This is a genomic window from Nocardioides bizhenqiangii (assembly GCF_034661235.1).
Taxonomy (GTDB): Bacteria; Actinomycetota; Actinomycetes; order Propionibacteriales; family Nocardioidaceae; genus Nocardioides; species Nocardioides bizhenqiangii.
In genome coordinates this window covers 816,019-840,836 of the sequence record NZ_CP141059.1, presented here as the reverse complement: position 1 = coordinate 840,836, position 24,818 = coordinate 816,019, and the positions used below count along the sequence as shown (strand labels likewise).

25 protein-coding genes and 1 riboswitch are annotated in these 24,818 nt (G+C 70.4%); of the genes, 7 read left to right on the top strand and 18 right to left on the bottom strand.

Annotated features, from left to right (window positions below):
* Positions 1–159 precede the first annotated feature (159 nt).
* From groL to thrC, 8 genes are all read right to left on the bottom strand, one after another.
* Positions 160–1,788 carry a chaperonin GroEL gene (groL, locus tag SHK19_RS04105; RefSeq protein WP_322456772.1) on the bottom strand — a complete coding sequence of 543 codons (1,629 nt, stop codon included), beginning with the start codon at positions 1,786–1,788 and terminating at the stop codon, positions 160–162.
* 196 nt (positions 1,789–1,984) lie between these two features.
* Positions 1,985–4,120: a hypothetical protein gene (locus tag SHK19_RS04100; protein ID WP_322456773.1), complete on the bottom strand. Its 2,136-nt coding sequence runs from the start codon at positions 4,118–4,120 to the stop codon at positions 1,985–1,987.
* Positions 4,120–4,623 (bottom strand): SigE family RNA polymerase sigma factor, encoded by a 504-nt coding sequence (locus SHK19_RS04095; RefSeq protein WP_322456774.1) that lies wholly within the window; start codon positions 4,621–4,623, stop codon positions 4,120–4,122. Before SHK19_RS04095 ends, SHK19_RS04100 begins: the two co-directional genes overlap by 1 nt.
* A gap of 70 nt (positions 4,624–4,693) precedes the next feature.
* Positions 4,694–5,548 carry an ATP-grasp domain-containing protein gene (locus SHK19_RS04090; RefSeq protein ID WP_322456775.1) on the bottom strand — a complete coding sequence of 285 codons (855 nt, stop codon included), beginning with the start codon at positions 5,546–5,548 and terminating at the stop codon, positions 4,694–4,696.
* 297 nt (positions 5,549–5,845) lie between these two features.
* Positions 5,846–6,652: an SGNH/GDSL hydrolase family protein gene (locus SHK19_RS04085; RefSeq protein WP_322456777.1), complete on the bottom strand. Its 807-nt coding sequence runs from the start codon at positions 6,650–6,652 to the stop codon at positions 5,846–5,848.
* 132 nt (positions 6,653–6,784) lie between these two features.
* Positions 6,785–7,249 carry an OsmC family protein gene (locus tag SHK19_RS04080; RefSeq protein ID WP_322937926.1) on the bottom strand — a complete coding sequence of 155 codons (465 nt, stop codon included), beginning with the start codon at positions 7,247–7,249 and terminating at the stop codon, positions 6,785–6,787.
* Positions 7,250–7,291: 42 nt separating this feature from the next.
* Positions 7,292–7,570: a MoaD/ThiS family protein gene (locus tag SHK19_RS04075; RefSeq protein WP_322456779.1), complete on the bottom strand. Its 279-nt coding sequence runs from the start codon at positions 7,568–7,570 to the stop codon at positions 7,292–7,294.
* A 33-nt stretch (positions 7,571–7,603) separates the two neighbouring features.
* Positions 7,604–8,893, bottom strand: a complete 1,290-nt coding sequence (thrC, locus tag SHK19_RS04070) for a threonine synthase (protein WP_322937925.1) — start codon at positions 8,891–8,893, stop codon at positions 7,604–7,606.
* 9 nt (positions 8,894–8,902) lie between these two features.
* Positions 8,903–9,052: riboswitch (SAM riboswitch) on the bottom strand.
* A 169-nt stretch (positions 9,053–9,221) separates the two neighbouring features.
* On the opposite strand from thrC, the gene SHK19_RS04065 reads away from it, so the two are divergent.
* Both SHK19_RS04065 and SHK19_RS04060 read left to right on the top strand, forming a co-directional pair.
* A complete protein-coding gene (locus SHK19_RS04065) occupies positions 9,222–9,593 on the top strand; it encodes a YciI family protein (RefSeq protein WP_322937924.1) in 372 nt (123 codons plus the stop codon).
* 1 nt (position 9,594) lies between these two features.
* Positions 9,595–10,818: an RNA polymerase sigma factor gene (locus SHK19_RS04060; RefSeq protein WP_322938671.1), complete on the top strand. Its 1,224-nt coding sequence runs from the start codon at positions 9,595–9,597 to the stop codon at positions 10,816–10,818.
* A 26-nt stretch (positions 10,819–10,844) separates the two neighbouring features.
* Here the strand turns inward: SHK19_RS04060 and otsB are convergent, their stop codons facing one another.
* The 5 genes from otsB to SHK19_RS04035 all read right to left on the bottom strand — a co-directional run bounded on the left by otsB (position 10,845) and on the right by SHK19_RS04035 (position 14,846).
* The gene (gene otsB / locus SHK19_RS04055) at positions 10,845–11,696 is read right to left on the bottom strand and encodes a trehalose-phosphatase (protein WP_322456783.1); all 852 of its coding nucleotides are present in this window, start codon (positions 11,694–11,696) and stop codon (positions 10,845–10,847) included.
* A gap of 77 nt (positions 11,697–11,773) precedes the next feature.
* Entirely contained in the window at positions 11,774–12,328 is a 555-nt protein-coding gene (locus SHK19_RS04050; protein WP_322456784.1) for a LytR C-terminal domain-containing protein, read from the bottom strand.
* 15 nt (positions 12,329–12,343) lie between these two features.
* Entirely contained in the window at positions 12,344–12,646 is a 303-nt protein-coding gene (locus SHK19_RS04045) for a DUF3263 domain-containing protein (protein WP_322456785.1), read from the bottom strand.
* A gap of 104 nt (positions 12,647–12,750) precedes the next feature.
* On the bottom strand, positions 12,751–13,431 hold the full coding sequence (locus SHK19_RS04040) for a response regulator transcription factor (RefSeq protein WP_322456786.1): 681 nt from the start codon (positions 13,429–13,431) through the stop codon (positions 12,751–12,753).
* A 128-nt stretch (positions 13,432–13,559) separates the two neighbouring features.
* Positions 13,560–14,846 carry a sensor histidine kinase gene (locus tag SHK19_RS04035; RefSeq protein WP_322937923.1) on the bottom strand — a complete coding sequence of 429 codons (1,287 nt, stop codon included), beginning with the start codon at positions 14,844–14,846 and terminating at the stop codon, positions 13,560–13,562.
* A gap of 224 nt (positions 14,847–15,070) precedes the next feature.
* Between SHK19_RS04035 and SHK19_RS04030 the strand changes: the two genes are divergently transcribed.
* The gene (locus SHK19_RS04030) at positions 15,071–16,498 is read left to right on the top strand and encodes an alpha,alpha-trehalose-phosphate synthase (UDP-forming) (protein WP_405030456.1); all 1,428 of its coding nucleotides are present in this window, start codon (positions 15,071–15,073) and stop codon (positions 16,496–16,498) included.
* A 74-nt stretch (positions 16,499–16,572) separates the two neighbouring features.
* Positions 16,573–17,850, top strand: coding sequence for an alpha/beta fold hydrolase (locus tag SHK19_RS04025; protein WP_322456789.1), 1,278 nt, complete (start codon positions 16,573–16,575; stop codon positions 17,848–17,850).
* A gap of 393 nt (positions 17,851–18,243) precedes the next feature.
* Here the strand turns inward: SHK19_RS04025 and SHK19_RS04020 are convergent, their stop codons facing one another.
* Entirely contained in the window at positions 18,244–18,528 is a 285-nt protein-coding gene (locus SHK19_RS04020) for a GNAT family N-acetyltransferase (RefSeq protein ID WP_322456790.1), read from the bottom strand.
* A gap of 137 nt (positions 18,529–18,665) precedes the next feature.
* On the opposite strand from SHK19_RS04020, the gene SHK19_RS04015 reads away from it, so the two are divergent.
* Positions 18,666–19,367 (top strand): uracil-DNA glycosylase, encoded by a 702-nt coding sequence (locus SHK19_RS04015; protein WP_322456791.1) that lies wholly within the window; start codon positions 18,666–18,668, stop codon positions 19,365–19,367.
* Between the two features lie 28 nt (positions 19,368–19,395).
* On the top strand, positions 19,396–20,190 hold the full coding sequence (locus tag SHK19_RS04010; RefSeq protein WP_322456792.1) for a dioxygenase family protein: 795 nt from the start codon (positions 19,396–19,398) through the stop codon (positions 20,188–20,190).
* Positions 20,191–20,296: 106 nt separating this feature from the next.
* Here the strand turns inward: SHK19_RS04010 and SHK19_RS04005 are convergent, their stop codons facing one another.
* Positions 20,297–20,590 carry a GlsB/YeaQ/YmgE family stress response membrane protein gene (locus SHK19_RS04005; RefSeq protein ID WP_322456793.1) on the bottom strand — a complete coding sequence of 98 codons (294 nt, stop codon included), beginning with the start codon at positions 20,588–20,590 and terminating at the stop codon, positions 20,297–20,299.
* Between the two features lie 92 nt (positions 20,591–20,682).
* The gene (locus SHK19_RS04000; protein ID WP_322456794.1) at positions 20,683–20,970 is read right to left on the bottom strand and encodes a MerR family transcriptional regulator; all 288 of its coding nucleotides are present in this window, start codon (positions 20,968–20,970) and stop codon (positions 20,683–20,685) included.
* A 114-nt stretch (positions 20,971–21,084) separates the two neighbouring features.
* On the opposite strand from SHK19_RS04000, the gene SHK19_RS03995 reads away from it, so the two are divergent.
* Positions 21,085–21,525, top strand: a complete 441-nt coding sequence (locus SHK19_RS03995; protein WP_322937922.1) for an Hsp20/alpha crystallin family protein — start codon at positions 21,085–21,087, stop codon at positions 21,523–21,525.
* 51 nt (positions 21,526–21,576) lie between these two features.
* On the opposite strand, the gene SHK19_RS03990 is transcribed toward SHK19_RS03995, so the two are convergent.
* Together SHK19_RS03990 and SHK19_RS03985 are read right to left on the bottom strand one after the other, a co-directional pair.
* Entirely contained in the window at positions 21,577–23,157 is a 1,581-nt protein-coding gene (locus tag SHK19_RS03990) for a succinic semialdehyde dehydrogenase (protein ID WP_322937921.1), read from the bottom strand.
* Positions 23,154–24,800: a GMC family oxidoreductase gene (locus tag SHK19_RS03985; protein WP_322456797.1), complete on the bottom strand. Its 1,647-nt coding sequence runs from the start codon at positions 24,798–24,800 to the stop codon at positions 23,154–23,156. Before SHK19_RS03985 ends, SHK19_RS03990 begins: the two co-directional genes overlap by 4 nt.
* Between the last annotated feature and the right edge of the window lie 18 nt (positions 24,801–24,818).

Genomic DNA, 24,818 nt, shown 5'->3' with positions numbered 1-24,818 from the left:
GGGCCCTGATGGTGAAGCTGATGCGTGACCGGACTGGTCTCGATATGCGCCGCACGTCCCGCGCTGACGCGCGGTCGATGCCGGCGCTACTCGACCTTGCCGCTGTGCTCGTCCGGTCAGGCCGCGAGCAAGCTCGCGGACCTGTCCGAACGAAGGCGACTAAAAGTCCATGCCGCCCATGCCGCCGGACGGGTCGCCGCCCATGGCGGGCGCCTTCTCCGGCTTGTCGGCAACCACGGCCTCGGTGGTGAGGAAGAGCGCCGCGATGGAGGCGGCGTTCTGCAGCGCGGAGCGGGTCACCTTGGCGGGGTCGATGATGCCGACGGCGATCATGTCGACGTACTCACCCGTGGCGGCGTTGAGTCCGAACCCGGCCTCGAGACCGCGGACCTTCTCCGCCACGACGCCACCCTCGAGACCGGCGTTGATCGCGATCTGCTTGAGCGGGGCCTCGATGGCGACCTTGACGATGTTGGCACCCGTGGCCTCGTCGCCCTCGAGCTCGAGCTTGGCGAACGCGCCCAGGCCGGCCTGGACCAGCGCCACGCCACCTCCGGCGACGATGCCCTCCTCGACGGCAGCCTTCGCGTTGCGGACGGCGTCCTCGATGCGGTGCTTGCGCTCCTTGAGCTCGACCTCGGTGGCCGCGCCGACCTTGATGACGGCCACGCCGCCGGCCAGCTTGGCGAGGCGCTCCTGGAGCTTCTCGCGGTCGTAGTCGGAGTCCGACTTGTCGATCTCGGCGCGGATCTGGTTGACCCGACCCTCGATCTGGGCCGTGTCGCCGGCACCCTCGACGATGGTGGTCTCGTCCTTGGTGATGACGACCTTGCGGGCCTGGCCGAGCAGCTCGATGCCGGCGGACTCGAGCTTGAGGCCGACCTCCTCCGAGATGACCTGGCCACCGGTCAGGATCGCGATGTCCTGCAGCATGGCCTTGCGGCGGTCTCCGAAGCCCGGGGCCTTGACGGCGACGGACTTGAAGGTGCCGCGGATCTTGTTGACGACCAGCGTCGAGAGAGCCTCGCCGTCGACGTCCTCGGCGATGATGACGAGCGGCTTGCCCGACTGCATGACCTTCTCGAGCAGCGGCAGCAGGTCCTTGACGCTGCTGACCTTGGAGTTGGCGATGAGGACGTAGGGGTCCTCGAGCACCGTCTCCATCCGCTCCGGGTCGGTGACGAAGTAGGCCGAGATGTAGCCCTTGTCGAAACGCATGCCCTCGGTGAGCTCGAGGTCGAGGCCGAAGGTGTTCGACTCCTCGACCGTGATCACGCCCTCCTTGCCGACCTTGTCCATCGCCTCGGCGATGATCTCGCCGACCGTGGTGTCAGCGGCGGAGATGGACGCGGTGGAGGCGATCTGCTCCTTGGTCTCGATCTCCTTGGCCATGCCGAGCAGCTGCTCGGACACGGCCTCGACGGCGGCCTCGATGCCGCGCTTCAGGCCCATCGGGTTGGCACCCGCGGCGACGTTGCGCAGGCCCTCGCGGACCATCGCCTGGGCAAGGACGGTCGCCGTCGTCGTACCGTCACCGGCGACGTCGTCGGTCTTCTTCGCGACCTCCTTGACCAGCTCGGCGCCGATCTTCTCGTAGGGGTCCTCGAGCTCGATCTCCTTGGCGATGGACACACCATCGTTGGTGATCGTGGGGGCTCCCCACTTCTTCTCGAGCACGACGTTGCGGCCCTTGGGACCGAGGGTGACCTTGACGGCGTCGGCGAGGGTGTTCATTCCTCGCTCGAGACCGCGCCGGGCCTCCTCGTTGAAAGCAATCAGCTTCGGCATGACTCCTGCGATTCCTTCGCTAGAGATGTCTGGGGGCCCGGATCGTCGCCCGCGACGGACGGCCAGACCGAACCGGCGGACCCTTCCCGCCGACGCTGCTGACCTCGACTCCCCGAGCCGGGATTTCTGTCACTCTCCCTAGGAGAGTGCCAATGCCATGTTTAGCACTCGACCCCTACGAGTGCAAGAAGCGGGGTCAGTCCCCGGGAGGAGTCAGGTCGGCGAAGCTGGACGCCAACGGGTCGCGGTCGGTGAGACCGGTCAGCTCGGACACCCGGGCGAGCCAGCGGGTCCCCGGGTCCCAGGCCAGGATCCGCCGGCCGGTGCTGGCGCTCGCCGACCAGTACAGGACCTGCGTCGGCGTCACCCAGTCCAGCACGGCCACACTCCCCAACCCGCGGTCGCCGTCGACGAACGGGTACGCAAGTCCTGCAGCCCAGTCGCTGTCCGGCTGGCCGACGAGCAGGACATGGGCACCACCGGTCGAGGTGCCGTCGGGTCCGGTCATCGGTTCGGAGACCACGTAGTCCTGGGCGACCATCTCGGCGTACGGCGAGGCGTCACCGTTGTCTATCGCGGGAAGCACCGCCTGGGCTCCCGGTGCGCCCCAGATGTCGCCGTCGCGGGGGTACGGCGCCGCCTCGGAATCGCCGTCAACGGAGTATGCCGTGCCGTCAGTCGCCCCGAGGGCCTCAGGGACCCAGATCCGTCGGTCGTCGAACCACGCAGCACCTTCGGCGAGCCAGTCGGGGGTTTCGATCGTCGACCAGGTGCCCTGGAGGAAGTCGTAAACCTCGAGCGAGCTCCGCTGCACGAAGAAGACGTGTCTGCCGTCCGGCGACACGTCACCGAGGGAGCCGATGGCGTTGCCTTCCTCATCGGCGACCGGGTCGAGGTGGTCGATGGCGAAGGAGTACGTCGTTCCATCGTGGGTGAGCACCACGCCCCTGCTCCGGATCTGGAAGACGCCGACCGCACGTCGGCCGGTGGGGACCGGTGGGAGCCCCTCGGAGAGGTCGATGGTCTGCGGGAGCGGCGAGTCGCCGAGCCAGGGGAGAGAGGTCTCCTCACCTGCCGGTGGCGCCCACCAGATGCTCGCGCCGCCGTAGGCCGGGCCGCGCTCGGCAGTGGGCAGGTCGACCGGCTCGGTGGCCGGCGGCAGCGACGGGTCGGCGAAGCTGGCGACGTACGACTCCTTGCCCGGCGTCCAGCCGCGGATGTCGGAGACCCGGTAGACATCGGGCCTGCCGACCCGCCAGGCGAGGATCCGGGCGTCCTCGTGACGCGACTCGAAGAGCACGGTCTCGGGATCGAGCCAGCCCACGACCGGGCAGCACTGCTTCCAGCGCCCGTCAACCATCTCGAGCGGCATGGCGAGGATCGCCTCCGGCGTCGTCCGACCACCTGCTCCCACCGCGTCAAGGGTGTAGCCCTTGCCACCGTCGGGGTCCGGGACCGGACCGGCCAGGAAGAGGCCGCGCGCACCGCCCTCGGTGTCACGCTTGATCGGGCCATGGAAGTCGTCGACCTCCTGCGGACCGCCGTAGGAGTCAGGCCGCGAGGTCGATCGGATCGCATTGCCCACGGGGTCGTAGAGCATCCATTCGACCTCGGTGCCGTCGGGAAGGCTGGCCGAGAGGATTCGAATCGTGCGACCGTCGCTCGTCCATTTCGCCGTCGCGCCGAGCCCCTCGGAGGCAGGCACCCGCGACCACCCTGCCGTCTCGAAGTCGTAGACCTCCAGCCAGTTCCGCTGCACGAAGAACGCGTGGCGCCCGTCGGGGGACAGGCTCTCCTGGGTCACCGGCGGTCGAAAGCCGCCTCCGTCGGTGACGGGCTCGAGCCGACTGACGTCGAGCGAGTACGACGCCCCGTCGGCGCCGACCACCACAACATCGCCGGGCTCGTCCCCCCACAGTTGGAACAGGCCGACCGCGCGGACACCGGTCGGCACCTCGCCCTCGGTCTCTGACAGGTCGATCCGCTCCGGCAGGCCGGAGCCGGTCAGCCGCGGGAGGTCCGTCTCCTGATCGGTCGCGGGCGCCCACCACACCTCGGCTCCGCCGTACGGCCCGCCGCGCTCGGCCTTCGGTCCGGGAGCGGGCGACTCCGTGGAGCTGGTGGTCGGGGGCGGCGGCGCCTCGTCACCGCGGCCGGAGACGACCACGGTCGTCGTGCCGACGACCACGACGACCGCGACGGCAGCACCCGCAACCGCGTGCCGCCGGCGTCGTACGACGGCCGCCCGCTCCCATGCTCCGTCGACCAGGTCGATCGGGGTCAGGTCGGCGACCCGCTCCTCGAGCAGCTCGCGCAGTCGCTGGTCGGTCATCAGGACTCCTCCCGCAGCAGCTCGGCCAGCTCCGGTGCCGCTTCGCGCAGCCGCCGGAGGGCGAGGCTGGTCTGGCTCTTGACGGTGCCGACGCTGACACCCATCGCGTCGGCGGCGGCGCGTTCGGTGAGGTCGTCGTAGTAACGCAGGACGACGACCGCGCGCTGCCGCGGGGTGAGCGTGGCCAGCGCCTGGTCGAGCAGGATCCGGCGGTCGACACCGGCGGTGATGTCAGGCGTCAGCGTTTCGCCGGGCTCGGCGACGACGACCTCCCGCCGCCGCTTGCGCCACGCCGAGATGTTGTCGCGGACGATGATCTGCCGCGCGTAGGCCTCGGGGTTGCCACCGGAGAGCCGACGCCAGCGCAGCGCCACCTTGGCCAGTGCCTCCTGGACCAGGTCCTCGGCGCGGTGGTGGTCACCGGTAAGGAGCAGCGCGGTGCGCAGCAGCGCCAGCTGGCGCTCGCCCGCCCAGCGGCGGAACGACTCCTCGTCGGTGGTCACACTCCATCAACGCACAGGAGGCTCGTGAGGTTGGAGGTCCAGCGCGTTCGAGGCCGCAACCCCGACAACGTCAGCGGGCGAGCCGGGCGGCCACCAGGTCGGCGAACGGACCTGCGATCTCAGGGGCGACGTCGAGGTAGAGACCCGGCTCGATCAGCTCGAGCTCGCTCACCACCCACGCGCCGTCCCACTCCATCAGGTCGACGCGGGCGTAGGAGAGGTCGGCATCGAGCCGCTTCGCGACCGTCTGCACGGCGTCCTCGGCTACCTGGCCACGACCTGGATCGAGCGGGACCGGCCGGCTGCTGCCGCCGTACATCTCGTGCACCCGCACCTCGTCCCCGGCGACGGCCTTGTCGACCTGGGCGACGGCGTGACCGTCGAGGACGTAGATCGAGGTCTCCCCGCTGGTGCGCACCGACTCGACGAGGGGCTGCACGACCCAGGGGCCGGGCGCCAGGTCGAAGAGGCTCCAGTCGTCGAGCCGGCCGACGACGACCACGCCGCGGCCGCCCGCACCGACCCGGGGCTTGACCACCACGGTCCCCCAACGCTCGAAGGACGCCGTCAGCCCGCCGATCAGGGTGGCGTCGTCGAGCAGCGCAGTGGGCACGACCGGCATCGCGTCAGCGAGCTCTGCGAGATAGGCCTTGTCGGCGTTCCAGGCGAAGACTTCGGCTCCGTTGAGCACCGGGGTCACCGCTTCGACGTCACGCGCCCAGGCCAGGAAGGCGTCGAGCCTGCGGTGGTAGTCCCAGGTGGAGCGGACCGCGACCAGGTCCGCCGCCGCCCAGTCGACACCCGGGTCGTCCCAGCACACCCAGCGGGCGTCGATCCCGCGCTCCTCGAAGGCGTCCGCGAGCGCGGCGAACCCGGGCTCGCCCTCGGGCATCAGGTTGAACGTGACGAGCAGGACGGTAGGCACCGCGGCAGGGTACGCCGCAGCGCCGGGCTCAGCGACGGCTGCCCGAGTTGCCGAGCCTGTTCGAGTGCGCCTGGTGGTTGAACCTGTTGGCCGTCGGGTCGGCCCATCGGTCGCGGAGACCGCGCCGTTGGGGGCGGAACTCCAGGTAGATTAGAGATCCGACGAGGAACACGCCGAGACCGATGAAGAAGATTGTCCACATGGCACGAACCTCTCGAAGAAGGACTGTGACTGTAACAACTGACGGCGGCGTCAATTGGTTGCATCGCTGATCCCTCGACTGGGCGCCACCGGCCGTCAGCCCGCCCCCGGCACGTGGTGGCCGAACGGCACCTCGTCCCTCATGCCGAGCGCGGTGAGCACGGAGGGCAGCAGCGCCCTGGCGGTGCGCTTGTAGCCCAACGCGCTCGGGTGGAAGCGGTCGAGACTGAACATTTCGTCCGGGTTGGTGATGAAGAACGGTCCGACCACGGTGGCGAGAGACACCGCGTGTGCGCCCGCACGGATCGCCGCCGCCTTCTGGGCGACCGCCAGCTGCCGCGACATCCGGGACCCGAGGGCTCGCAGCGGTTGCGGCACGTCCCGCAGCGCCCCGAGGTCGGGGCAGGTGCCGACCACGACGACCGCGCCCCGCGAGCGCAGCCGGGTGATCGCCTCCTCGAGGTGCCGGACCGACTCGCTGATCGGCACCCGGTGGGTGACGTCGTTGCCGCCGATGACGATGACCGCGACGTCGGGGCGGTACGACGGCGGCAGCGCGTCGATCTGCACCGCGAGCGCCGAGGACTCCGAGCCCACCACGGCCGCCGTGCGCAGGTCGACCGAGCGGTGCAGCTCCTTGGCGAGCCCGCGCGCGAGCCGGCCGCCCAGCGTGTCCTTGCGCCGCTCGGCCCCGAGGCCGGCTGCGATCGAGTCGCCGAGGAGCAGCAGCCGCAGCGGGTCGCCGTACGCCTTCTTCCAGAGTTTGTCGGCGTCGATCGCGTCCTCGCCGAGCGGCTTGCCGATCCGTCGGCGGGCGATCGTCGCCTGACGTCGCAACAGCTCGCGGCCACCGCCGGCCGCGGTGACGCCGAGGCCGGCGAGGACCACCGCGACGCCTGCCACCCTCCGTCTGCGACTCACGGGCACTGTCAATCAGAGCAACCTGAACCGCCGGTGGAGCCACGATGGCGGGTCAGTGTCGGCCCGGGTTCGGCGCATCGGCGCGCGCGTCCGGGTGAGGCCCAGGCCGTCGTCTCAGCCCACCAGCGTCTCGGGCTCGTGGGTCACGGGGAAGTTGACCGAGGCGGCGATGAAGCAGTTGTCGCTGGCTTCGCGATGGATCGCCTGCGCGAGCTCGACCTGCGCCGGGTCGGCGATGGTGACCCGCGGGCGGAGCACCACCGAGGTGAAGTGGCCGCCGTGACCGATCTGGCTCATGGTGCCGACGGGGGCATCGGCGTAGGCGGTGACGACGATGCCGCGGGTGACCGCCGAGTGCAGGTAGGACAGCAGGTGGCACTGCGCGAGCGCCGCGACGAGGAGCTCCTCCGGGTTCCACCGGGACCCGTCGCCACGGAACGGGACGTCCGCCGACCCGAGCAGGTCGGGCTTGCCGTCCGCGGTCAGCACGCAGTCGCGGTCGTAGTCGCGGTACCCGCTGGTGCCGCTGCCGCGGTTGCCCAGCCAGGTCAGGCCCAGGGCGTAGTGGTGGTCGGTCACCCGGCCACCAGCGCGGGGACGGAGCGGCGGCCGGCCATGACGTCAGCAGCCTCCGGCGACCGCGGGGATGACCGAGATCTCGGTGCCGTCCGGGGTCGGGGTCGCCAGGTCGTCCTGGAAGCGGACGTCGTCGTTACCGACGTAGACGTTCACGAAGCGGCGGAGCTTGCCGTCCTCGTCGAGGATCCTGCCCTTGATGCCGGAGTAGTTCGCGTCGAGGTCGTCGAGGACCTCGGCGAGGGTAGCGCCGGTGGCGCTCACCTCGGACTCGCCGCCGGTGTAGGTGCGCAGGATCGTCGGGATCCGGACGCTGACGCTCATGTCGCTGCTTCTCTCTCTCGTTCGTTCGCCGGCTCAGATGCCGGTGGCCTTGAAGGCGGCGTACGACGGCGCGATGGTGGCCGCCGCTCGGACCTGGCCGGACACCGCGTCGAGGGTCTTGAGCCCGTGGCCGGTGTTGATCACCACAGTCTCCTTGGTCGGGTCAAGGACGCCGGTCTCGACCAGCTTCTTGGTGACCGCGAGCGTGGTGCCGCCGGCGGTCTCCGTGAAGATGCCCTCGGTCCGGGCGAGCAGCACGATGCCCTCGCGGATCTCTTCGTCGGTGACCTCCTCGACGGCGCCGCCGGTGCGGCGGGCGATGTCGAGGACGTAGATGCCGTCGGCCGGGTTGCCGATCGCGAGGCTCTTGGCGATCGTGTCGGGCTTCACCGGACGGATGGCGTCGGTGTCGGCCTTGAACGCGGTGGCGACGGGGCCGCAGCCCTCGGCCTGGGCGCCGAAGACGCGGTAGGGCTTGTCCTCGACGAGCCCCAGCTTGATGAGCTCCTGGAAGGCCTTGTCGACCTTGGTCAGCTGTGAGCCGGAGGCCACGGGGATCACGATCTGGTCGGGCAGCCGCCAGCCGAGCTGCTCGGCGATCTCGTAGCCGAGGGTCTTGGAGCCCTCTGCGTAGTAGGGGCGCACGTTGACGTTGACGAACGCCCAGCCCTCCTCCTCGCCGGCGATCTCGGAGGCGAGCTTGTTGACGTCGTCGTAATTGCCGTCGACGGCCACGAGGTTCTCGGTGAAGATCGCCGAGTTGACCTGCTTGGGCTGCTCGAGGTTGCTCGGGATGAACACGACGGTCTTGATGCCGGCCCGGGCGCCCGCGGCGGCGACCGCGTTGGCGAGGTTGCCGGTCGAGGGACACGCGAAGACCTTGGCGCCGAGCTCTCGGGCCGCACTCAGCGCGCAGGCCACGACCCGGTCCTTGAAGGAGTTGGTCGGGTTGGTCGAGTCGTCCTTGACCCAGAGGTTCTCGATGCCGAGCTCGCGACCGAGGTTGTCGGCGCGGAGGAGCCGGGTGAAGCCGGGCTCGGTGTTGGGGCTGCTCTCGATGTCGGTGGGCACCGGAAGCAGCGCTTGGTAGCGCCAGATGTTCCGCGGGCCGGCCTCGATCTCCGCACGGGTGATCGCCGGGAACTCGTAGGAGACCTCGAGCGGGCCGAAGCACTCCGGACAGGCGTAGTACGGACCCAGCCCCACCTCGTGGCGACACTCACGGCAGACGAGGGCGACGGCGTTGCCGAACGCGCCCTCGCGGGGGCCGGAAGCCGGGCTCGGCTCGGCGGTACGGTCGGCCTCGGTCACGACAGCGCTCACGGTTCCTCCTTCTCATCTGCCCCGGCACGTCCGTCGCGTCGGGTCGGATTTGGCACCGTCTCCACGTCCGTTCCCCGACCCTGATCGGCCGGGAGGCGGAGGCTCGTGGCGGTTGCCGGGACTTCGCAGGGCCGTTCCCTCAGTCCCTCTGGATGAGCGGTCCACAAACTATCGGCAGCGGTGCGTGGAGCCGAATCCGGATCCCGCCATTCGAGATCGCCGTCCGCGATGCGAGACGCAGGGCCGAGTTCGGGGTCGATCGTCGATTTCGAGGACTTCGGCGCGTCATCCCGGTGACAGACCAGCCGACAACTGAAAGGTTCCCATCATGACCACGTACGTCGTACTGCTGCCCGGTGACGAGACCGCGTGGGAGAACGCCTCTCCCGAGGAACAAGCCGCCGTCTTCGCCAAGCACGAGGAGTTCAGCCAGGCGCTGGCCCAGCGGGGTCACACCGTGAAGGGCGGGGAGGAGCTGACGCACTCCCGGACCACCCGGAAGGTCGCGCGGGACGCCGACGGGAGCGTTCTGGTCACCGACGGGCCCTACGCCGAGACCGTCGAGCAGCTGAGCGGCTTCTACGTCGTCGACTCCGACGACCTCGACGACCTGATCGAGGTGTGCGCCATCCTCGCCGAGCCGGGCAGCGCGCCGGTCGAGGTCCGCGCGGCCGTCGACCACAGCGGCGACGGAGCTTGAGCTGAGCGAGGCGGGCACCGCCCTCGACAGGGCGCTGCGTGACGAGTGGGGCCGGCTGCTGGCCCTGCTCGTCGCCCGCTTCCGCCGGCTCGACCTCGCCGAGGACGGCCTGGCCGACGCGTTCGAGGCGGCCGCACGCACCTGGCCCGACGCCGGCGTGCCGGGCAACCCGGGAGGGTGGCTGCTCACCGCGGCCCGTCGCCGGGTGCTGGACCGGCTCCGTTCGGAGGAGGTGCTGGCGCGGTCGATGCCGCGGCTCGCCGTCGATGCCGAGCTGACCGAGGAGGCACAGCGGGTGATGGCCGATCCCGGCGACGAGCTGCTGGACGAGCGGCTACGGCTGGTCCTCCTCTGCGCCCACCCGCGGCTCTCGCGGGAGGCGGCCGCCGCCCTCACCCTCCGGCTGGTGCTCGGCATCAGCACCGACGACATCGCGCGGCTCTTCCTCCAGACCACGCCGACGATGGCGGCCCGGCTCACCCGGGCGCGCAGAAAGCTGGCGGGCGAGCGGTTCGTCGTACCGACGGGGGCCGATCTGGTCGACCGGGTGGGCGTGGTCGCGCAGGTCGCGTACCTGGCCTTCACGGCCGGTTACGCGCCCGGGTCCGGCCCCGACGTCGTGCGCACCGAGCTCGCCGGCGAGGCAATCCGGCTGGTGCGGGTGCTGCGCACGCTGCTGCCGTACGACGACAGCGAGCTCACGGCGCTCCAGGCGCTGATGCTCCTCCAGCACTCGCGACGGGACGCGCGCGTGACCGACGACGGCGCGCTGGTCCTGCTGCCTGACCAGGACCGCTCCCGCTGGCACGGAGACGAGATCGGCGAGGCGCTCGACCTCCTCCGGCCACTCACGGGGGCGCCACCGGCGCCCTACCTGCTGCAGGCGCTGATCGCCGCCGAGCACGCGATCGCGGCCACACCGTCCGACACCGCGTGGGAGCGGATCGTCGAGCGTTACGACGAGCTGCTCGCGCTGCGGGAGACCCCGGTGGTCCGGCTCGGCCGGGCGATCGCGGTCGCGGAGGCGGAGGGACCGGAGGCGGGCCTGACCGCGCTCGCCGGTGTCGCCCTTCCCGGGCACCGGCTCCCCGCGGTGCGCGCCGAGCTCCTGCTCCGGCTGGGCGACCATGCCCGCGCGCGGGCGGCGTACGACACCGCGATCACGCTCTGCGCCAACGACGCCGAGCGCGCCCACCTGGTCCGGCGGCGGGCAGAGCTGGCCTGAGGGCCGCCGTGCCTGCTCGCGCCCCGTCAGCCGGTCGCTGACCCCTGCGTGATGTCGAGCCGCAGCTGACGCAGCAGGGCGACCACGCCCTCGGGTCCCTTGACCACGATGTCGGACAGCGGCAGCAGCGCGCTCTGCTCCTGGGAGGCCGAGCAGACCCGGACCGTCGCGAGGCCCTGCTTCTCGAGCTCCGCGACGGCCTCGAACGCCTCCAGGTCCCCGAGGTCGTCGCCGGCGAAGAGGAAGCCACGGGCGTCCAGCTCGGCCGCCAGCTTCTCCACGACGAGCCCCTTGTGAGAGCCGGGCGAGCGGACCTCGATCACGCTCCGGCCGGGCTCGACCACCAGGTCGTGGCGTTCGGCCAGGGAGCGCAGCGGCGGCAGCAGCCGCTCGAACGCTGCCTGCGGGTCGGGGAGCCGACGGGTGTGGACGGCGACGGCGAGGCCCTTGTCCTCGACGTAGGCGTCGGTGGCTCCGGCGAGGCGCAGGGTCCGTGGCAGGTCCCGCTCGAAGGTGGCGAGACCGCGCGGCGGACGCGGCGCGACGATCCGCCGCTGCCGCGAGGACCATCGCTCGTTGCCGTACTGCCCGAAGATGTAGAGCTCCTTACCGGCTGCCTGGATCGCGTCGCCGACGTCCTCGAGACCTCCGAGGTCGAGCGCCTGGCGGGCCGGTCGCCCGGTGATCACCGCGATGGCCGCGATGTGGGGCGCGAGCTCGATCAGCACCTCCGCGGCCGCCGGGTGGATCTTCGCCTGGGTGGGATCGTCGACGATCGGGGAGAGGGTGCCGTCGAAGTCGAGGCCGACGATGGTGCGGTCGGCTACGCGGACGAGGTCCGCGTAGCGATGCTCACCCTCCATAGACGAGAACTGCACGTGCCCAAGCCAATCACGAAACGCGAAGCACCCGGGTGGCGCAGGGTGAAACCCGTGCCGATCGGGGGCTCAGGTCCTCAGCTCAGCGCGCCGGTGAGGATCACGGTCAGGTTGGTGTCGCTCATGCCCGCGTCGGCCGGCATCAGCCGCTGGACACCGAGGTCGAGGGCGAGCTTCTGCGCCGCGTCGCGCATGCCCGGCGGGAAGTAGACAGTGGTCGCCGGGATGGTGCCGTACCAGTCGTCGGCCGCGAGGCCGTTCCACCCGATCTCCTGGACCCGGGCGAGGGTCTCGCTGGCCAGGCCGCTGATGCTCGTGTTGTTGAAGACGACGACACCGACCTCGCTGCGCACCACCGGCGGCTTGGTCTTCTCCGGCTCGTCAGGAGTGGTGGTCTCGGTGGGGTCGTCCGACTCCGGCTCCTCATCGGTCGGGGTCGGGGAGTCGGACGTCTCGCCGTTGGAGGACGAGGTAGTGATCTCACGTTCCTCCGGGTCGGCGTCGCGCGTGGCGACGAAGGCGACGGCGGCGACCACCACGGCGATGATGCTCAGCCACACGACGGGCGAAGGGAGTACGGCGCCGCGCTGGTCGCGGTGGCGGACCTGGTCGGGGGAAGGACGACCATGCATGGGCTTTCCGACCTTTCAGACCTCGAAGCCGAGGCGGCGGGCGGAGCGCTGGCGCTGCCGCTGCGAGCGGAGCCGGCGCAGCCGGCGGACGAGCAGCGGGTCGGCGGCGAGCGCCTCGGGACGATCGATGAGGGCGTTGAGGACCTGGTAGTAGCGGGTGGAGCTCATGTCGAACTTGTCCCGCACGGCGGTCTCCTTGGCGCCGGCGTACTTCCACCACTGGCGCTCGAACTCGAGGATCTCCCGGTCGCGATCGCTGAGCTCGGCCGCGGTGGTCCCGCCGGCCTCTGGGGCCGGGGTACTCCGCTGCGGGTCCATTCGCTTCTCCCCCGATGTTCGACAGTGGTCTGGGCCCACTGTAGACGTCGAATCACAACGATGTCATTCGGGCGCCCGGGGTGTTGCGAGCAATCGAAGCCGGGTCAGCCCGCCGCGCGGAGGAAGCGCACCACGGCCAGCACCCTGCGATGGGCCGCGTCGTCGTCCGGAGCGAGGTCGAGCTTGGCGAAGATCCGCTGCGTGTGCTTCTCGACCGCACCCAGCGTGACCGTGAGCGCCTCGGCGATCGAGCCGTTCGACCGGCCCTCCGCCATCAGCGCCATCACCTCGCGCTCGCGCGGCGTCAGCCGGGCGACCGGGTCGCTCCGGCGTGCCATCAGCTGCCGCACCACCATCGGGTCGAGCACCGTGCCCCCGGCGGCCACGGCGTCGACGGAGGTGAGGAACTCGTCGACGTCGGTCACCCGGTCCTTGAGCAGGTAGCCGATCCCGCGCTCGCCGGTGGCGAGCAGGTCGTCGGCGTACGACACCTCGACGTACTGGGACAGGACCAGGAGCCGCGCCTCCGGCCAGCGGCGGCGTACGGCGAGCGCCGCGCGCAGGCCCTCGTCGGTGTGCGTCGGCGGCATCCGGACGTCGACCACGGCGAGGTCCGGACGATGTTCCAGGGCGGCGTCGACCAGTCCCGGGCCGTCGCCGACGGTGGCGACGACCTCGTGGCCGGCCTCGCCGAGGAGCAGCTGGAGGCCCTCGCGGAGCAGCACCGAGTCGTCGGCGATGACGAGGGCGAGGCCCGGGGTCCGGGGCCGTTGCGAGCGGCGCATCCGCGGAGTGTCTCGCAAGGCGCCGTCGCGATGCTGTACTTGGTCCGTCCTGCGAGCGTCGGCAACGCCGCGAGACGCCCGCGGGGCGTCGCGCAGCAGGCCATCGGGCCGCGGGCCTCGTCCTTGCCTCACCGGAGCGGGACCTCAGCGCGGAGCCGGGTCGGCCCGCCGTCGGGCGAGGCGACCACGAGGTCGCCGTCGACGCCGGCCAGCCGCTCGCGCAGCCCGTCGAGACCGCGCCCGGGCACGACCCGCGCACCACCGCGACCGTCGTCGTCGACGGTCACGACGAGCATCCCGTCCTCCGCGCGCAACGCCACCTGCGCACGGGTCGCCTCGCTGTGCTTGGCGATGTTGGTGAGCGCCTCGGCGACCGTGAAGTAGGCGGCGGTCTCGACCGGCTCGGTCAAGGTCGGCACGTCGACCGCGACGTCGACGGCGATCGCCTGGCCCGCTGCCATCTCACGGACGGCCACCTCGAGGCCGCGGTCCACCAGCAGCGGCGGGGCGATCCCGCGCGACAGGGCACGCAGCTCATCCACCGTCTCCCTGGTCTGAGCGAGAGCGGCGTCGATCGTGTCCGCGGCGAGCTCGGGATCGTCGGAGAGCTGGCGCCGGGCCCGGCCGAGATCCATCCCGAGCCGGATCAGCCGCTGCTGCGGGCCGTCGTGGATGTCGCGCTCGAGGCGGCGGAGCGAGTGCGCCTCGGCACGGTGGGCCGAGTCGCGGCTCTCCTCCATCCGGACCATCCGGTCCATCAGCTCGACCCGACTGCACAGGAGCACCCGTGACACCGCGGCGTGGGTCGCGGCCGCCATCCGCACCGCGAACGGGAGCGTCACCAGCGCCACGAGTCCGACCGCCGTCTGAAGTGTGACGTCGGCCGACCGGCTCTCGCCCAGGCCGATCATGTCGGCCAGCGACCGGTTGTCGGGTCCACGGGGGACGAACTGCTCCCAGAACCAGTAGCTGAGCCCGCCGAGCGTGGTCGCCCACCACGCCAGGGTGACCGCGAACGCGAAGGCGCCGGTGACGAACCCGATCAGGCACCACAGGATGTCGAGCCAGGACTGTGCGTCACGCAGCGGCGTCAGGACTGCGCGCACCTTGCTGTCCCCCGGCTGCGCCCGCTGGTACGACGGCAGCGGCGCCGGGACCCCGACCATCGAGCGCAGCCGGAGCCGCTCGACGTGCGCGAACCCGCGGGCGACGTACGCCGTCCCCAGCAGCACCGCCAGGCCCAGTCCGGCGACGACCATCGTCCCCAGCCCCGCCGCGACACCCGCCACCACGAGGACGAACGCCGGGATCGCCAGCACGAACGCCGTGAAGGCGTAGGCGCTGTCGAGCAGCACCCGGCGCGCGATGGTCCGGTCGGAAGTGGGTACCACGGGCATCAGCATCGTGTCGGTCATGTCCTCAACGCTAGGAACGCGCCGACGCCCGAACCATCCAGCCAACAGGACTATTTGAAAGGCGCGAGCGTGTCGCATACGGAGCTTGCCGCCCGGGCCATCGCAAGCTCGGCCCAGGGGCTGCGCCCCGTGCGGCTCCGCCGCGGTGCGCCACGCTGCCGCGCAGAGCCGAAAGACGCGAGCGTGTCGCAGCCGCGCGGTCGCGCACAACTAAGGTGGCACCCGTGACCCACGATCTGGTGATCGTTGCCAACCGACTGCCGGTAGACCGCGAGACGCTGCCGTCAGGGCGCAAGGTGTGGCGCCGCTCCCCCGGCGGCCTGGTCACCGCGATCGAACCGGTGATGCGCACCCACGGTGGCGGCGTGTGGATCGGGTGGCCCGGCGGCGCCGGCCAGAAGCTGAAGCCGTTCGAGGACGACGGCCTCTCCCTGGTACCGATGTCGATGTCGCAGGACGAGATCGAGGGCCACTACGAGGGCTTCTCCAACGCGACCCTGTGGCCGCTGTACCACGACCTCGTCGCGAAGCCGGAGTTCCACCGCGAGTGGTGGGACGAGTACGTCAAGGTCAACCGGCGCTTCGCCGAGAAGGCCGCCGAGCTCGCTGCCAAGAATGCCACCGTCTGGGTCCACGACTACCAGCTCCAGCTGGTGCCCCAGATGCTCCGCGACCTGCGCCCCGACCTCCGGATCGGGTTCTACCTCCACATCCCGTTCCCGCCGGCCGAGCTCTTCCAGCAGCTCCCGTGGCGCCGGCAGCTGCTCGAGGGACTGCTCGGCGCGGACCTGGTCGGCTTCCAGCTCCCCGAGGCCGCGGCCAACTTCGTCCGCCTGGTCCGGCAGCGGGTCGGGCACAAGACCCACCGCGACCTCGTCTACCTGCCGGACGGCCGCACCGTGCGCGCGGCCGCGTTCCCGATCTCGATCGACTCCGCCGGCTTCGAGGAGCTCGCGCGTTCAGGGCAGGTCGTGCAGCGCGCCAAGGAGATCCGCGAGGCGCTCGGCAACCCGCGCCGGATCTTCCTCGGCATCGACCGGCTCGACTACACCAAGGGCATCTACGCCCGGTTGCGCGCGTTCAGCGAGCTCATGCGCGACGGGCACCTCGACGTCGAGGACGCCGTCTTCGTCCAGGTGGCCGTCCCGTCGCGTGAGCAGGTCGAGCAGTACCGCATCCTCCGCGACGACATCGAGCGCCTGGTCGGCCGGATCAACGGCGACCTCGGCCGGATCGGGCGTCCGGCGATCAGTTACCTCCACACCTCCTACCCCCGCGACGAGATGGCCGCCCTGTACCGCGCCGCGGACATCATGGTGGTGACGCCGTACCGCGACGGCATGAACCTCGTCGCCAAGGAGTACGTCGCCTGCCGGGTCGAGGAGGACGGCGCCCTCGTGCTGTCGGAGTTCGCCGGCGCGGCGGAGGAGCTGAAGCAGGCCTGGCTCGTGAACCCCTACGACATCAACGGCATGAAGTCCGCACTGCTCGACGCGTACGCCGCGGAACCGAAGGAGCTCACCCGGCGGATGCGGGCGATGCGGAAGACGATCAGCCAGCACGACGTGAAGGCCTGGGCGGCCAGCTTCATGACCGAGCTCGAGGACGTCGGTGGCCACACGAAGAACCCCCGCCCCGCGACCCGGTCCTGAGCGGGCCCCGGATCGGCGCAGCCGGTCTCCGGACGTCGCTGCCCTGCCTGCTCCCGGCGAGGTAACTTTCGCCCATGGATCTGATCCCGAAGCCTGATCAGGTCGTCTCCGCGGCCAGCAACGTGGCGCACAAGATGCTCTACGGCGGTCTCGCCGACCTGCGGCCGATGCCGCGCACCCTGATTGACGACGGGACCCTCCGCGAGGTCTACCACTACCGCCCGTCCGGCACGGTGAAGGAGACCGGCGATCCGGTCCTGCTCGTCACCCCGCTCGCCGCGCCGGCGATCTGCTACGACCTGCGCCGCGGCTGCTCGCTGGTCGAGCACTTCGTGACCGGCGGGCGGCCGACGTACCTCGTGGAGTACGGCGAGGTGTCCTTCCGCAACCGCAACCTCGGCATGGAGCACTGGATCGACGAGGTGGTGCCGACGGCGATCCGTGAGGTGTCCGCGCACGCCGGCGGCCGTCCGGTCCACGTCATCGGGTGGAGCCTGGGCGGCCTCTTCTCGCTGCTCACCGCCGCCGACCAGCCCGACCTCCCGATCGCCTCGCTGACCACGGCCGGCTCGCCGATCGACGTGTCGCTGGTGCCGCTGGTCGCGCCGCTGCGGCCGCTGCTCAACTGGTTCAACGGCAGGGGTCCGCTGACCAAGGGCTACCGGATGCTGGGCGGCGCTCCGAAGCCGGTCGTGAAGTGGGCATTCCAGATGTCGTCGTTCCAGAAGCTGGTGACCAAGCCACTCGCGCTGGCGAGCCACATCGACGACGCCGAGTTCCTCGCGCAGATCGAGGCGGTCGACCGGTTCACCGACAACATGATCGCCTACCCCGGCCGGACGTTCGGGCAGCTCTACCACCGGTTCGCCAAGGGCAACCAGCTCGCGACCGGGGAGTTCGAGCTCGACGACCGCATCATCCGGCTCGGCGAGATCAAGGTGCCCGTCCTGGTCTTCGGCGGCTCGACCGACGGCATCGCCCCGGTCCCCGCGGTCAAGGCGGTGGTGCCACTGCTGACCGGCTCGTCCGAGGTCCGGTTCGAGATCGTCCCCGGCGGACACCTCGGCATGCTCACCGGCCGAGCCGCCCGGCACACGACCTGGGTCGTCATGGACGAGTGGATCAGCCAGTGGTCGACGGCCGACCCGGAGCCGGCGCCGGTCAAGAAGGCGGTCAAGAAGGCGGCCAAGAAGGCCGCTGCTAAGACGACCAAGAAGGCCGTCAAGAAGACGGCGACCCAGCAACCCGCGAAGAAGACGACCCGCGGGACGTCCTCGAGCACGGCGTCCGCCATCGGCACCAACCCCACCCGCCGCCACACCTCGTCGGCGTCCCGCGCGCTGAAGAAGTAGCGCAGGCCGGGGTCCCGATCCATCTAGTCATTTGTGACTACATGGACCATCCGTACGTCCGATCCGTCACGGGGTGTCCGGCTCCTACAGTCGTGGTCACCGACGCGGGTCATGAGGGCCACCCCTGGAGGGAGCCCGCCTGGCCGGTGCCCTTGGCGCCGCCGGCGGTCCAGTGAAGTTTTCTTCGTGGCCCGCGTCGGAGCTGCGTGTCAGGCGGCGCCCCTAGGAGGGAGAGGGGCGCCGTTTCACGTCCTCCGGCTGAGCTCGCGAAGCCGGAGATCAGGACGGGAGGTCGAGTGCCCGTCCGGGCGAGCTTGCGAGCCCGGAACCGGGCGTATCGAGACCCGGTGAGGTCCTCGCGACCGCTACCACCGATGGCTGGACCGCACGGCCTCAGACCAGCAGGCCCTCGTAGTCCGGGTGCTTGCCGATCCAGCCCTTGATGAACGGGCAGGTCGCGACCACCTTGAGGCCGTCGGCCCGGGTCTGGTCGAGGGCGGCCCGGGCGAGCTTGCCGCCGATCCCCTGACCTTCGAACTGGTCCTTGACGACCGTGTGGACGAACTCGCGCACGCCGTCGCGCCCGACGTACTCGGCGAACCCGGCGAGCCGACCGTCCTCGACGTGGATCTCGAACCGCTTGCGCTCGATGTTGTTCGTCACCGGGGTGTCGGTCATGGGAAGAGCCTACGGCCGGCAGCGTGGCGCACCGCGGCGAAGCCGCACGGTGCGAAGGCCGCGGGCCGAGCGAAGCGATGGTCCGTGCGCCGAGCTCCGTCTGCGACACGCTCGGCCAGAGCCGACAGAATGTGGTCATGAGCGCGCTGGCGGGACTCGTGGCCAAGGGCCTGATGGCCCCGGACTGGGCAGAGGCGCTGGCGCCGGTGGACGAACGCATCGCCGCGATGGGCGCCTTCCTCCGGGAGGAGCTCGCTGCCGGGCGGTCCTACCTGCCGGCCGGGGACCACGTGTTCCGCGCGTTCCGCCGGCCGCTGTCCGAGGTCCGGGTGCTGGTCGTCGGACAGGACCCCTACCCCACCCCCGGGCACCCCATCGGCCTCTGCTTCGCCGTCGATGCGCACGTGCGCCCGATCCCGCGCAGCCTGGCGAACATCTACCAGGAGCTCGCCACCGACGTCGGCGTGACGCCGCCGCCGCACGGCGACCTCACCGCGTGGACGGACCAGGGCGTGATGCTGCTCAACCGCGTCCTCACCGTGCAGCCGCACGTCTCGGACTCCCACAAGGGCAAGGGGTGGGAGCACGTCACGGCGTGCGCGATCGAGGCGGTCGTACGTCGAGCGGACGCCGGAGCACCGGTCGCGGCGATCCTCTGGGGGCGGGCGGCGCAGACCCTCAAGCCGCACCTGGGCACGATCCCCTGCGTCGAGTCGGCGCACCCGTCGCCACTGGCCGCGAGCAAGGGCTTCTTCGGGTCGCGGCCGTTCAGCCGGGTCAACCACCTACTGGTCGAGCGGGGCGCGCACCCGGTGGACTGGTCGCTCCCGATGGAATAAAGTTGAATCCTCAACCATTGAGGTGGTCATGACCGAAGCAACGACGGCGGCCGACGGGCGGATGCCGGCTCTCTACATCGGGCACGGCGCGCCGCCGCTCCTCGACGACCCTGTCTGGTCGGGCCAGCTCGCCGCGTGGGCCTCGGATCTCCCCCGCCCGAAGGCGATCCTGATCGTGAGCGCCCACTGGGAGTCGGCGCCGGTGTCGCTGAGCGCGAGCGGCGCCGAGCTGGTCTACGACTTCGGCGGGTTCGATCCGAAGTACTACCGGATGACCTACCGCACGCCCGACGCGACCGCGCTCGCCGGTCGGATCGCGAAGCTGATGCCGGACACCGAGCCGGTGCACCAACACACCTCGCGGGGGCTCGACCACGGCGCCTGGGTGCCGCTGAAGATCATGTACCCGGATGCGGGCATCCCGGTGCTGCAGATGTCGCTGCCGACCCACGACCCCGAGCGGCTGCTCAGGCTCGGTGAGCGGCTGCGACCGCTGCGCGACGAGGGCGTCCTCATCATCGGCTCCGGGTTCCTCACCCACGGCCTGCCGTTCCTCAAGGAATTCCGGATCGAAGCCGCCGTGCCGCAGTGGTCCGCCGACTTCGACCAGTGGGCGGCGGAGGCACTGACGCGCGGCGACGTGGACGAGCTGTCGTCGTACCTCTCCAAGGCGCCGGGCATGCCCTACGCCCACCCGACGGTGGAGCACTACAGCCCGCTGTTCGTCACGCTGGGCGCCGCGACCGATCCCGGTGCGCCCGGTCTCCAGGTCGTCGACGGCTTCTGGATGGGGCTCTCCAAGCGGTCGCTGCAGGTCGCCTGAGCAGTTCCGGGCGGTCGCCCGTCCCCCGGACGAGGGTACTCGAGACCTCGAACGGCACGAGCCCCGACCAACTACTCGGTCGGGGCTCGTGACGTTCCACGTTGCGTCAGGTCACCTTGTGCTTGAGCTTCGACGTCTTGGACGTGTTCCTGCCGGTGACAGCGGAGGCGATCATGACCAGAACGGCCGCAACGATGATCGCGACGACCCAGCGCACCCAGTCGACCCCCGAAGTAGTGTCGCCGCCGAAAGCGTCGTAGACGAACCATCCGATGAGAACTCCACCGATCCCGCAGACGATCGTGAGCCAGATCGGAATGTTGTCCTTGTCGCCGGGGGCCACGAACTTGCCAAGCAGACCGATGATGATGCCCGCGATGATGACACCTAGGATTTCCATGCTGGGTCCCTCCCTCAAAGAGCCCGGGCCGCGGACGCGACCTGCACCAGCGGTACCCCCTCGGCACCCCCGCAACCTCATTCGCCGTGCTGTCAGAGTCGCTCTCGGAGTGCGGAGTTCTCGCCACGGAGGCGTTTAACCTCCGCCTCGAGTTCGAGCACCCGCCGGATCCCGGCGAGGTTGAGGCCCTCGGCCAGGAGCTCGCGGATCCGGTGGAGCCGCTCGATGTCGGCCCTGCTGTAGAGCCGGGAGCCGCCGGGGGACCGCGCCGGGGCGACCAGGCCGCGGCGCTCGTAGACGCGCAGGTTCTGGATCTCCATCGAGACCAGGTCGGCCGCGACGGAGATGGCGTAGACACCCCGCACCTGCTCACCTGCCACTGCCATCACCTCCTCCGCCAGGGCTTGACTCTACTGGAACAGATAATCTATAACCAGTGTTACAGATCTTGGAGCCGTCGGACGACCTGTCCGACCGTCAACGAAGGAGGAACCATGTTGCTGCGATCCACCGACCCGTTCCGTGACTTCGACCGCTTGGCCAGCCAGCTGCTCGGTTCCGCGGGCACCACGAACCGCCCCGCCGTGATGCCGATGGACGCGTGGCGCGAGGGTGACCGGTTCGTCATCGAGTTCGACCTGCCGGGCATCGGCAAGGACAGCGTCGACATCGACGTCGAGCGCAACGTGCTGACGGTGCGGGCCGAGCGCGTGGCCGGCAACGGCGACTGGCAGCGGCTCGCGTCCGAGCGCACCCACGGCCAGTTCAGCCGCCAGCTCGTGCTGGGCGACAACCTCGACCTGACCAAGATCGAGGCCGGCTACGAGAACGGCGTGCTCCGGCTCGTCGTACCGGTCGCCGAGCGGGCCAAGCCGCGCAAGATCGAGATCGCCGGCTCCGCGCCGAAGGTCGAGACGCAGGCCATCGAGGCCTGACCCGGGGAGCCAGGCTCGGTCGACACGCTCGACCGGGCCTGGAGCCTGTCCTCAGCGCACGCGGAGTCGTCGCATCAGCTTCAGGGAGCTGAGCATCTGCTTGACGTAGGAGTCGTAGTCCTGGCCCGGCCGCGCGCCCAGCACCTGCTTCTTGAGCACCGCGACGTTCTTGACGTCGGTGTACTTCAGGAGACCCTGGTCGCCGTGCCGGGCGCCGACTCCTGAGTTCTTGACGCCACCGGACGGCGTGGCCTTGGAGGCGTACGCCGTCGCCAGCGCGTCGTTGATGTTGACGTTGCCGGAGTCGATCCGCTCGGCCACCGCCTCCGCGCGGGCGATGTCACCGCTCCACACCGACGCGTTGAGGCCGTAGTCGGTGTCGTTGGCGAGCTTGATCGCCTCGTCGACGGTCCGGTAGCAGTAGAGGCCGACGACCGGACCGAACGTCTCGGTCTTCCCGGCCAGCATGTCCTGGGTGACGCCCTCGAGCACGGTGGGCTCGAAGAACGCGGGCCCGAGGTCGGGCCGCGCGCGGCCGCCGGTCAGGACCGTCGCGCCCTTGGCGACGGCGTCCTCGACGTGGGAGGCCACCCGGTCGCGATGGTCGGGTGAGACCAGGCTGCCGATCTCCGGACCGAAGTCGTAGGACGCGCCGATCCTCAGGTTGGCCGCCCGCCGGACGAAGACGTCACGCAGCTCGTCGTACCGGCTCTCGGGGAGGTAGATCCGCTCGATGTGCATGCAGATCTGGCCGGTGTTGCCGAACACCCCGAAGGTCGCGCTCTCGACCCACTCCTCGGCGTCGACGTCGTCGAGCACGATCATCGGGTTCTTGCCGCCGAGCTCGAGGCAGCAGCCGATCAGGTTGCGACCGGCCCGCTCGCCGATCACCCGACCGGTCGCGGTGGAACCGGTGAACATGACGTAGTCGGCGTTGTCGATGAGCGTGGGGCCCACGTCGGGCCCCTCGCCACAAACCACCTGGAACAGCCCCTTCGGGAGTCCCGCCTCCTCGAGCAGACGGATGCCGTAGAGCGGGCTGAGGGCGGTCTTGTTGTCGGGTTTCACGACGACCGCATTGCCGGCCATCAGCGCCGGGATGGCGTCGGAGAGACCGGTGGCGAACGGGAAGTTCCAGGGCGCGATGATCCCGACCACCCCCTTGGGGACGTGCACCTCGGTCGACGACGACAGGAACGGGACCGGGCCGCCGTGCTTCTTCGGCGTCAAGAGCTTGGGGGCGCGCTTGAGGTAGTGGCTGATGATCATCGGCGGGTCGCAGGTCTCCTCGACCGCCATCCGCCGGTTCTTCCCGCTCTCCGCCTGGATCAGGTCGGTCGTGGTGAGCGCGTTGTCGAGGAGCAGCGTGTGCGCCCGCTCGAAGACCTCGAGCCGCTTCTTCACCGGCCACTGGGCCCACAGCCGCTGGGCGGCGCGCGCTTCGCGGAACGCGCGCTCGATGTCCTCCTGCGTCGACTGCGGCAGCTCCACGAGCAGCTCACCGGTGTAGACCTCGGTGAGCTTCCAGGTCGCGCCGGACGATCCGGGCACGCGGGCGACCAGGCTCTCCAGGAGGTCGTCGGTGAGCGCCGCGGGGCGCGTCGTCGTCGTACCTCTCCGCGGGCTGATCATCGCTCGCCCAGGATGATCTCGGCGGCCTTCTCGCCGATCATGTAGCACGGCGCGTTGGTGTTGCCGCCGGTGATGGACGGCATGATCGACGCGTCCGCCACCCGCAGCCCGTCGATGCCCCGGACCTTGAGGTCGGGACCGACCACCGCGCGCTCGTCGACGCCCATCCGGCAGGTGCCGACGCCGTGGTAGACCGATGTCGAGCGCAGCTTGAGCGCCTCGCGCAGCTCCTTGCCCTTCAGCGTCGCGCCCGGGTTGATCTCCTCCTTGACCGTCCCGCCGAATGCCGCGCCGGCCATGATCTCCCGGATCATCTCCGTGCCCTCCGCGAGCACCTCGATGTCGTCCTTCTCCCGGAAGAACCCGTAGTCGATGAGCGGTGCGGTGAGCGGGTCGGACGACGCCAGCCGGATCGTGCCCCGGCTGCGGGGGTAGATCAGGGTGGAGAAGACGCTGATGCTCGGCCGGGGGTCGACCTCGTGCCGGATCGGGGCGTCCTGGTTGGGGCTCGGGTAGGACCACGGCAGCATGTGCAGCTGCAGGTCGGGGATGTCCTTGGCGAACGACGTGCGCACGAAGCCGACCGACTCGAACACCGAGTTGGCGAGGAACGACCCGCCGCGGACCTTCTCCTTGATCAGGCCCTTGCCGAAGTAGATCGCCGTGCCCCGGTGCGTGACGGTCGGCACGTGGAACGTCAGCGGGTGGAACAGGTGGTCGTGCAGGTTGTCGCCGACCGGGAGCTCCGCGACGGGGTCGATGCCGACCGACGCGAGGTGGTCGGCGGGCCCGATGCCGGAGAGCATCAGCAGCTGCGGACTGCCGATGAAGCCGGCGGAGAGGATGACCTCCTTGCCTGCTCGGATCAGCCTGCGGGTGGTAGCGACGGTGCCGGTCTTGTCGAGGTCGGCGACCTCCACGCCGACGGCGCGGCCGTTCTCGATCACGATCCGGGTGGCTTGCACCCGGGTCTGCACCTCGAGCGTCCGAGGCGCGAGGTGGTGCACGTAGCCGCGCGAGGACGAGTAGCGCAGCCCGTTCGCAGCGTTCTGCTGCATCCGGGCGATGCCCTCCTGCTCCGCGGCGTTGTAGTCGTCGAGGACCTTGACGCCGAGGGTGTCGGCGGTCGCCTGGATGAACTGGGCGGTGGCTTCCTGCGGTGTCTTGCACCGGGTGATCCGGATCGGTCCGCCGGCGCCGCGGTAGTCGTTCTCGCCGTCCTCGAAGTCCTCGTAGCGCTTGAACGCCGGGTTGACCTCGTCGGCGCTCCAGCCGGTGTTGCCCTCGGCGGCCCAGGAGTCGTAGTTGGCGCGGTTGCCGCGCACGTAGACCATGCCGTTGACCGAGCTCGAGCCGCCGAGCACCTTGCCACGGGGCGCCGGCATCCGGCGGCCGTCGAGGCCCTCCTGCGGCACCGAGTAGTAGCCCCAGTCGTTGAGCGTCTTGATCTTGGGCTCCGCGTGCATCGGGCCGATCATCCCGGGGATCTTGGTGAGCATCTGCTCGTCCGACTTCCCGGCCTCGAGCATGATCACCGTCGCGCCGGACTCGGCCAGGCGGGCCGCAACGATCGATCCGGAGCTCCCGGAGCCGACCACGACATAGTCGGCTTCGTTGCTGCGCGGCTCCCTGCGCTTGGGCATGTGTGTCCCCTTCGACGT

Excerpts from the sequence above, each read along its gene's own strand:
- SHK19_RS04005 (WP_322456793.1), bottom strand. The coding sequence starts at position 20,590 with ATGGAAATCCTAGGTGTCATCATCGCGGGCATCATCATCGGTCTGCTT.
- SHK19_RS04050 (WP_322456784.1), bottom strand. The coding sequence starts at position 12,328 with ATGCATGGTCGTCCTTCCCCCGACCAGGTCCGCCACCGCGACCAGCGC.
- SHK19_RS04035 (WP_322937923.1), bottom strand. The coding sequence starts at position 14,846 with ATGACCGACACGATGCTGATGCCCGTGGTACCCACTTCCGACCGGACC.
- SHK19_RS04010 (WP_322456792.1), top strand. The coding sequence starts at position 19,396 with ATGACCGAAGCAACGACGGCGGCCGACGGGCGGATGCCGGCTCTCTAC.
- SHK19_RS03990 (WP_322937921.1), bottom strand. The coding sequence starts at position 23,157 with ATGATCAGCCCGCGGAGAGGTACGACGACGACGCGCCCCGCGGCGCTC.
- SHK19_RS04040 (WP_322456786.1), bottom strand. The coding sequence starts at position 13,431 with ATGCGCCGCTCGCAACGGCCCCGGACCCCGGGCCTCGCCCTCGTCATC.
- SHK19_RS04045 (WP_322456785.1), bottom strand. The coding sequence starts at position 12,646 with ATGGACCCGCAGCGGAGTACCCCGGCCCCAGAGGCCGGCGGGACCACC.
- SHK19_RS04065 (WP_322937924.1), top strand. The coding sequence starts at position 9,222 with ATGACCACGTACGTCGTACTGCTGCCCGGTGACGAGACCGCGTGGGAG.
- SHK19_RS03995 (WP_322937922.1), top strand. The coding sequence starts at position 21,085 with ATGTTGCTGCGATCCACCGACCCGTTCCGTGACTTCGACCGCTTGGCC.
- SHK19_RS04015 (WP_322456791.1), top strand. The coding sequence starts at position 18,666 with ATGAGCGCGCTGGCGGGACTCGTGGCCAAGGGCCTGATGGCCCCGGAC.
- SHK19_RS04025 (WP_322456789.1), top strand. The coding sequence starts at position 16,573 with ATGGATCTGATCCCGAAGCCTGATCAGGTCGTCTCCGCGGCCAGCAAC.
- SHK19_RS03985 (WP_322456797.1), bottom strand. The coding sequence starts at position 24,800 with ATGCCCAAGCGCAGGGAGCCGCGCAGCAACGAAGCCGACTATGTCGTG.
- SHK19_RS04100 (WP_322456773.1), bottom strand. The coding sequence starts at position 4,120 with ATGACCGACCAGCGACTGCGCGAGCTGCTCGAGGAGCGGGTCGCCGAC.
- SHK19_RS04020 (WP_322456790.1), bottom strand. The coding sequence starts at position 18,528 with ATGACCGACACCCCGGTGACGAACAACATCGAGCGCAAGCGGTTCGAG.
- groL (WP_322456772.1), bottom strand. The coding sequence starts at position 1,788 with ATGCCGAAGCTGATTGCTTTCAACGAGGAGGCCCGGCGCGGTCTCGAG.
- SHK19_RS04075 (WP_322456779.1), bottom strand. The coding sequence starts at position 7,570 with ATGAGCGTCAGCGTCCGGATCCCGACGATCCTGCGCACCTACACCGGC.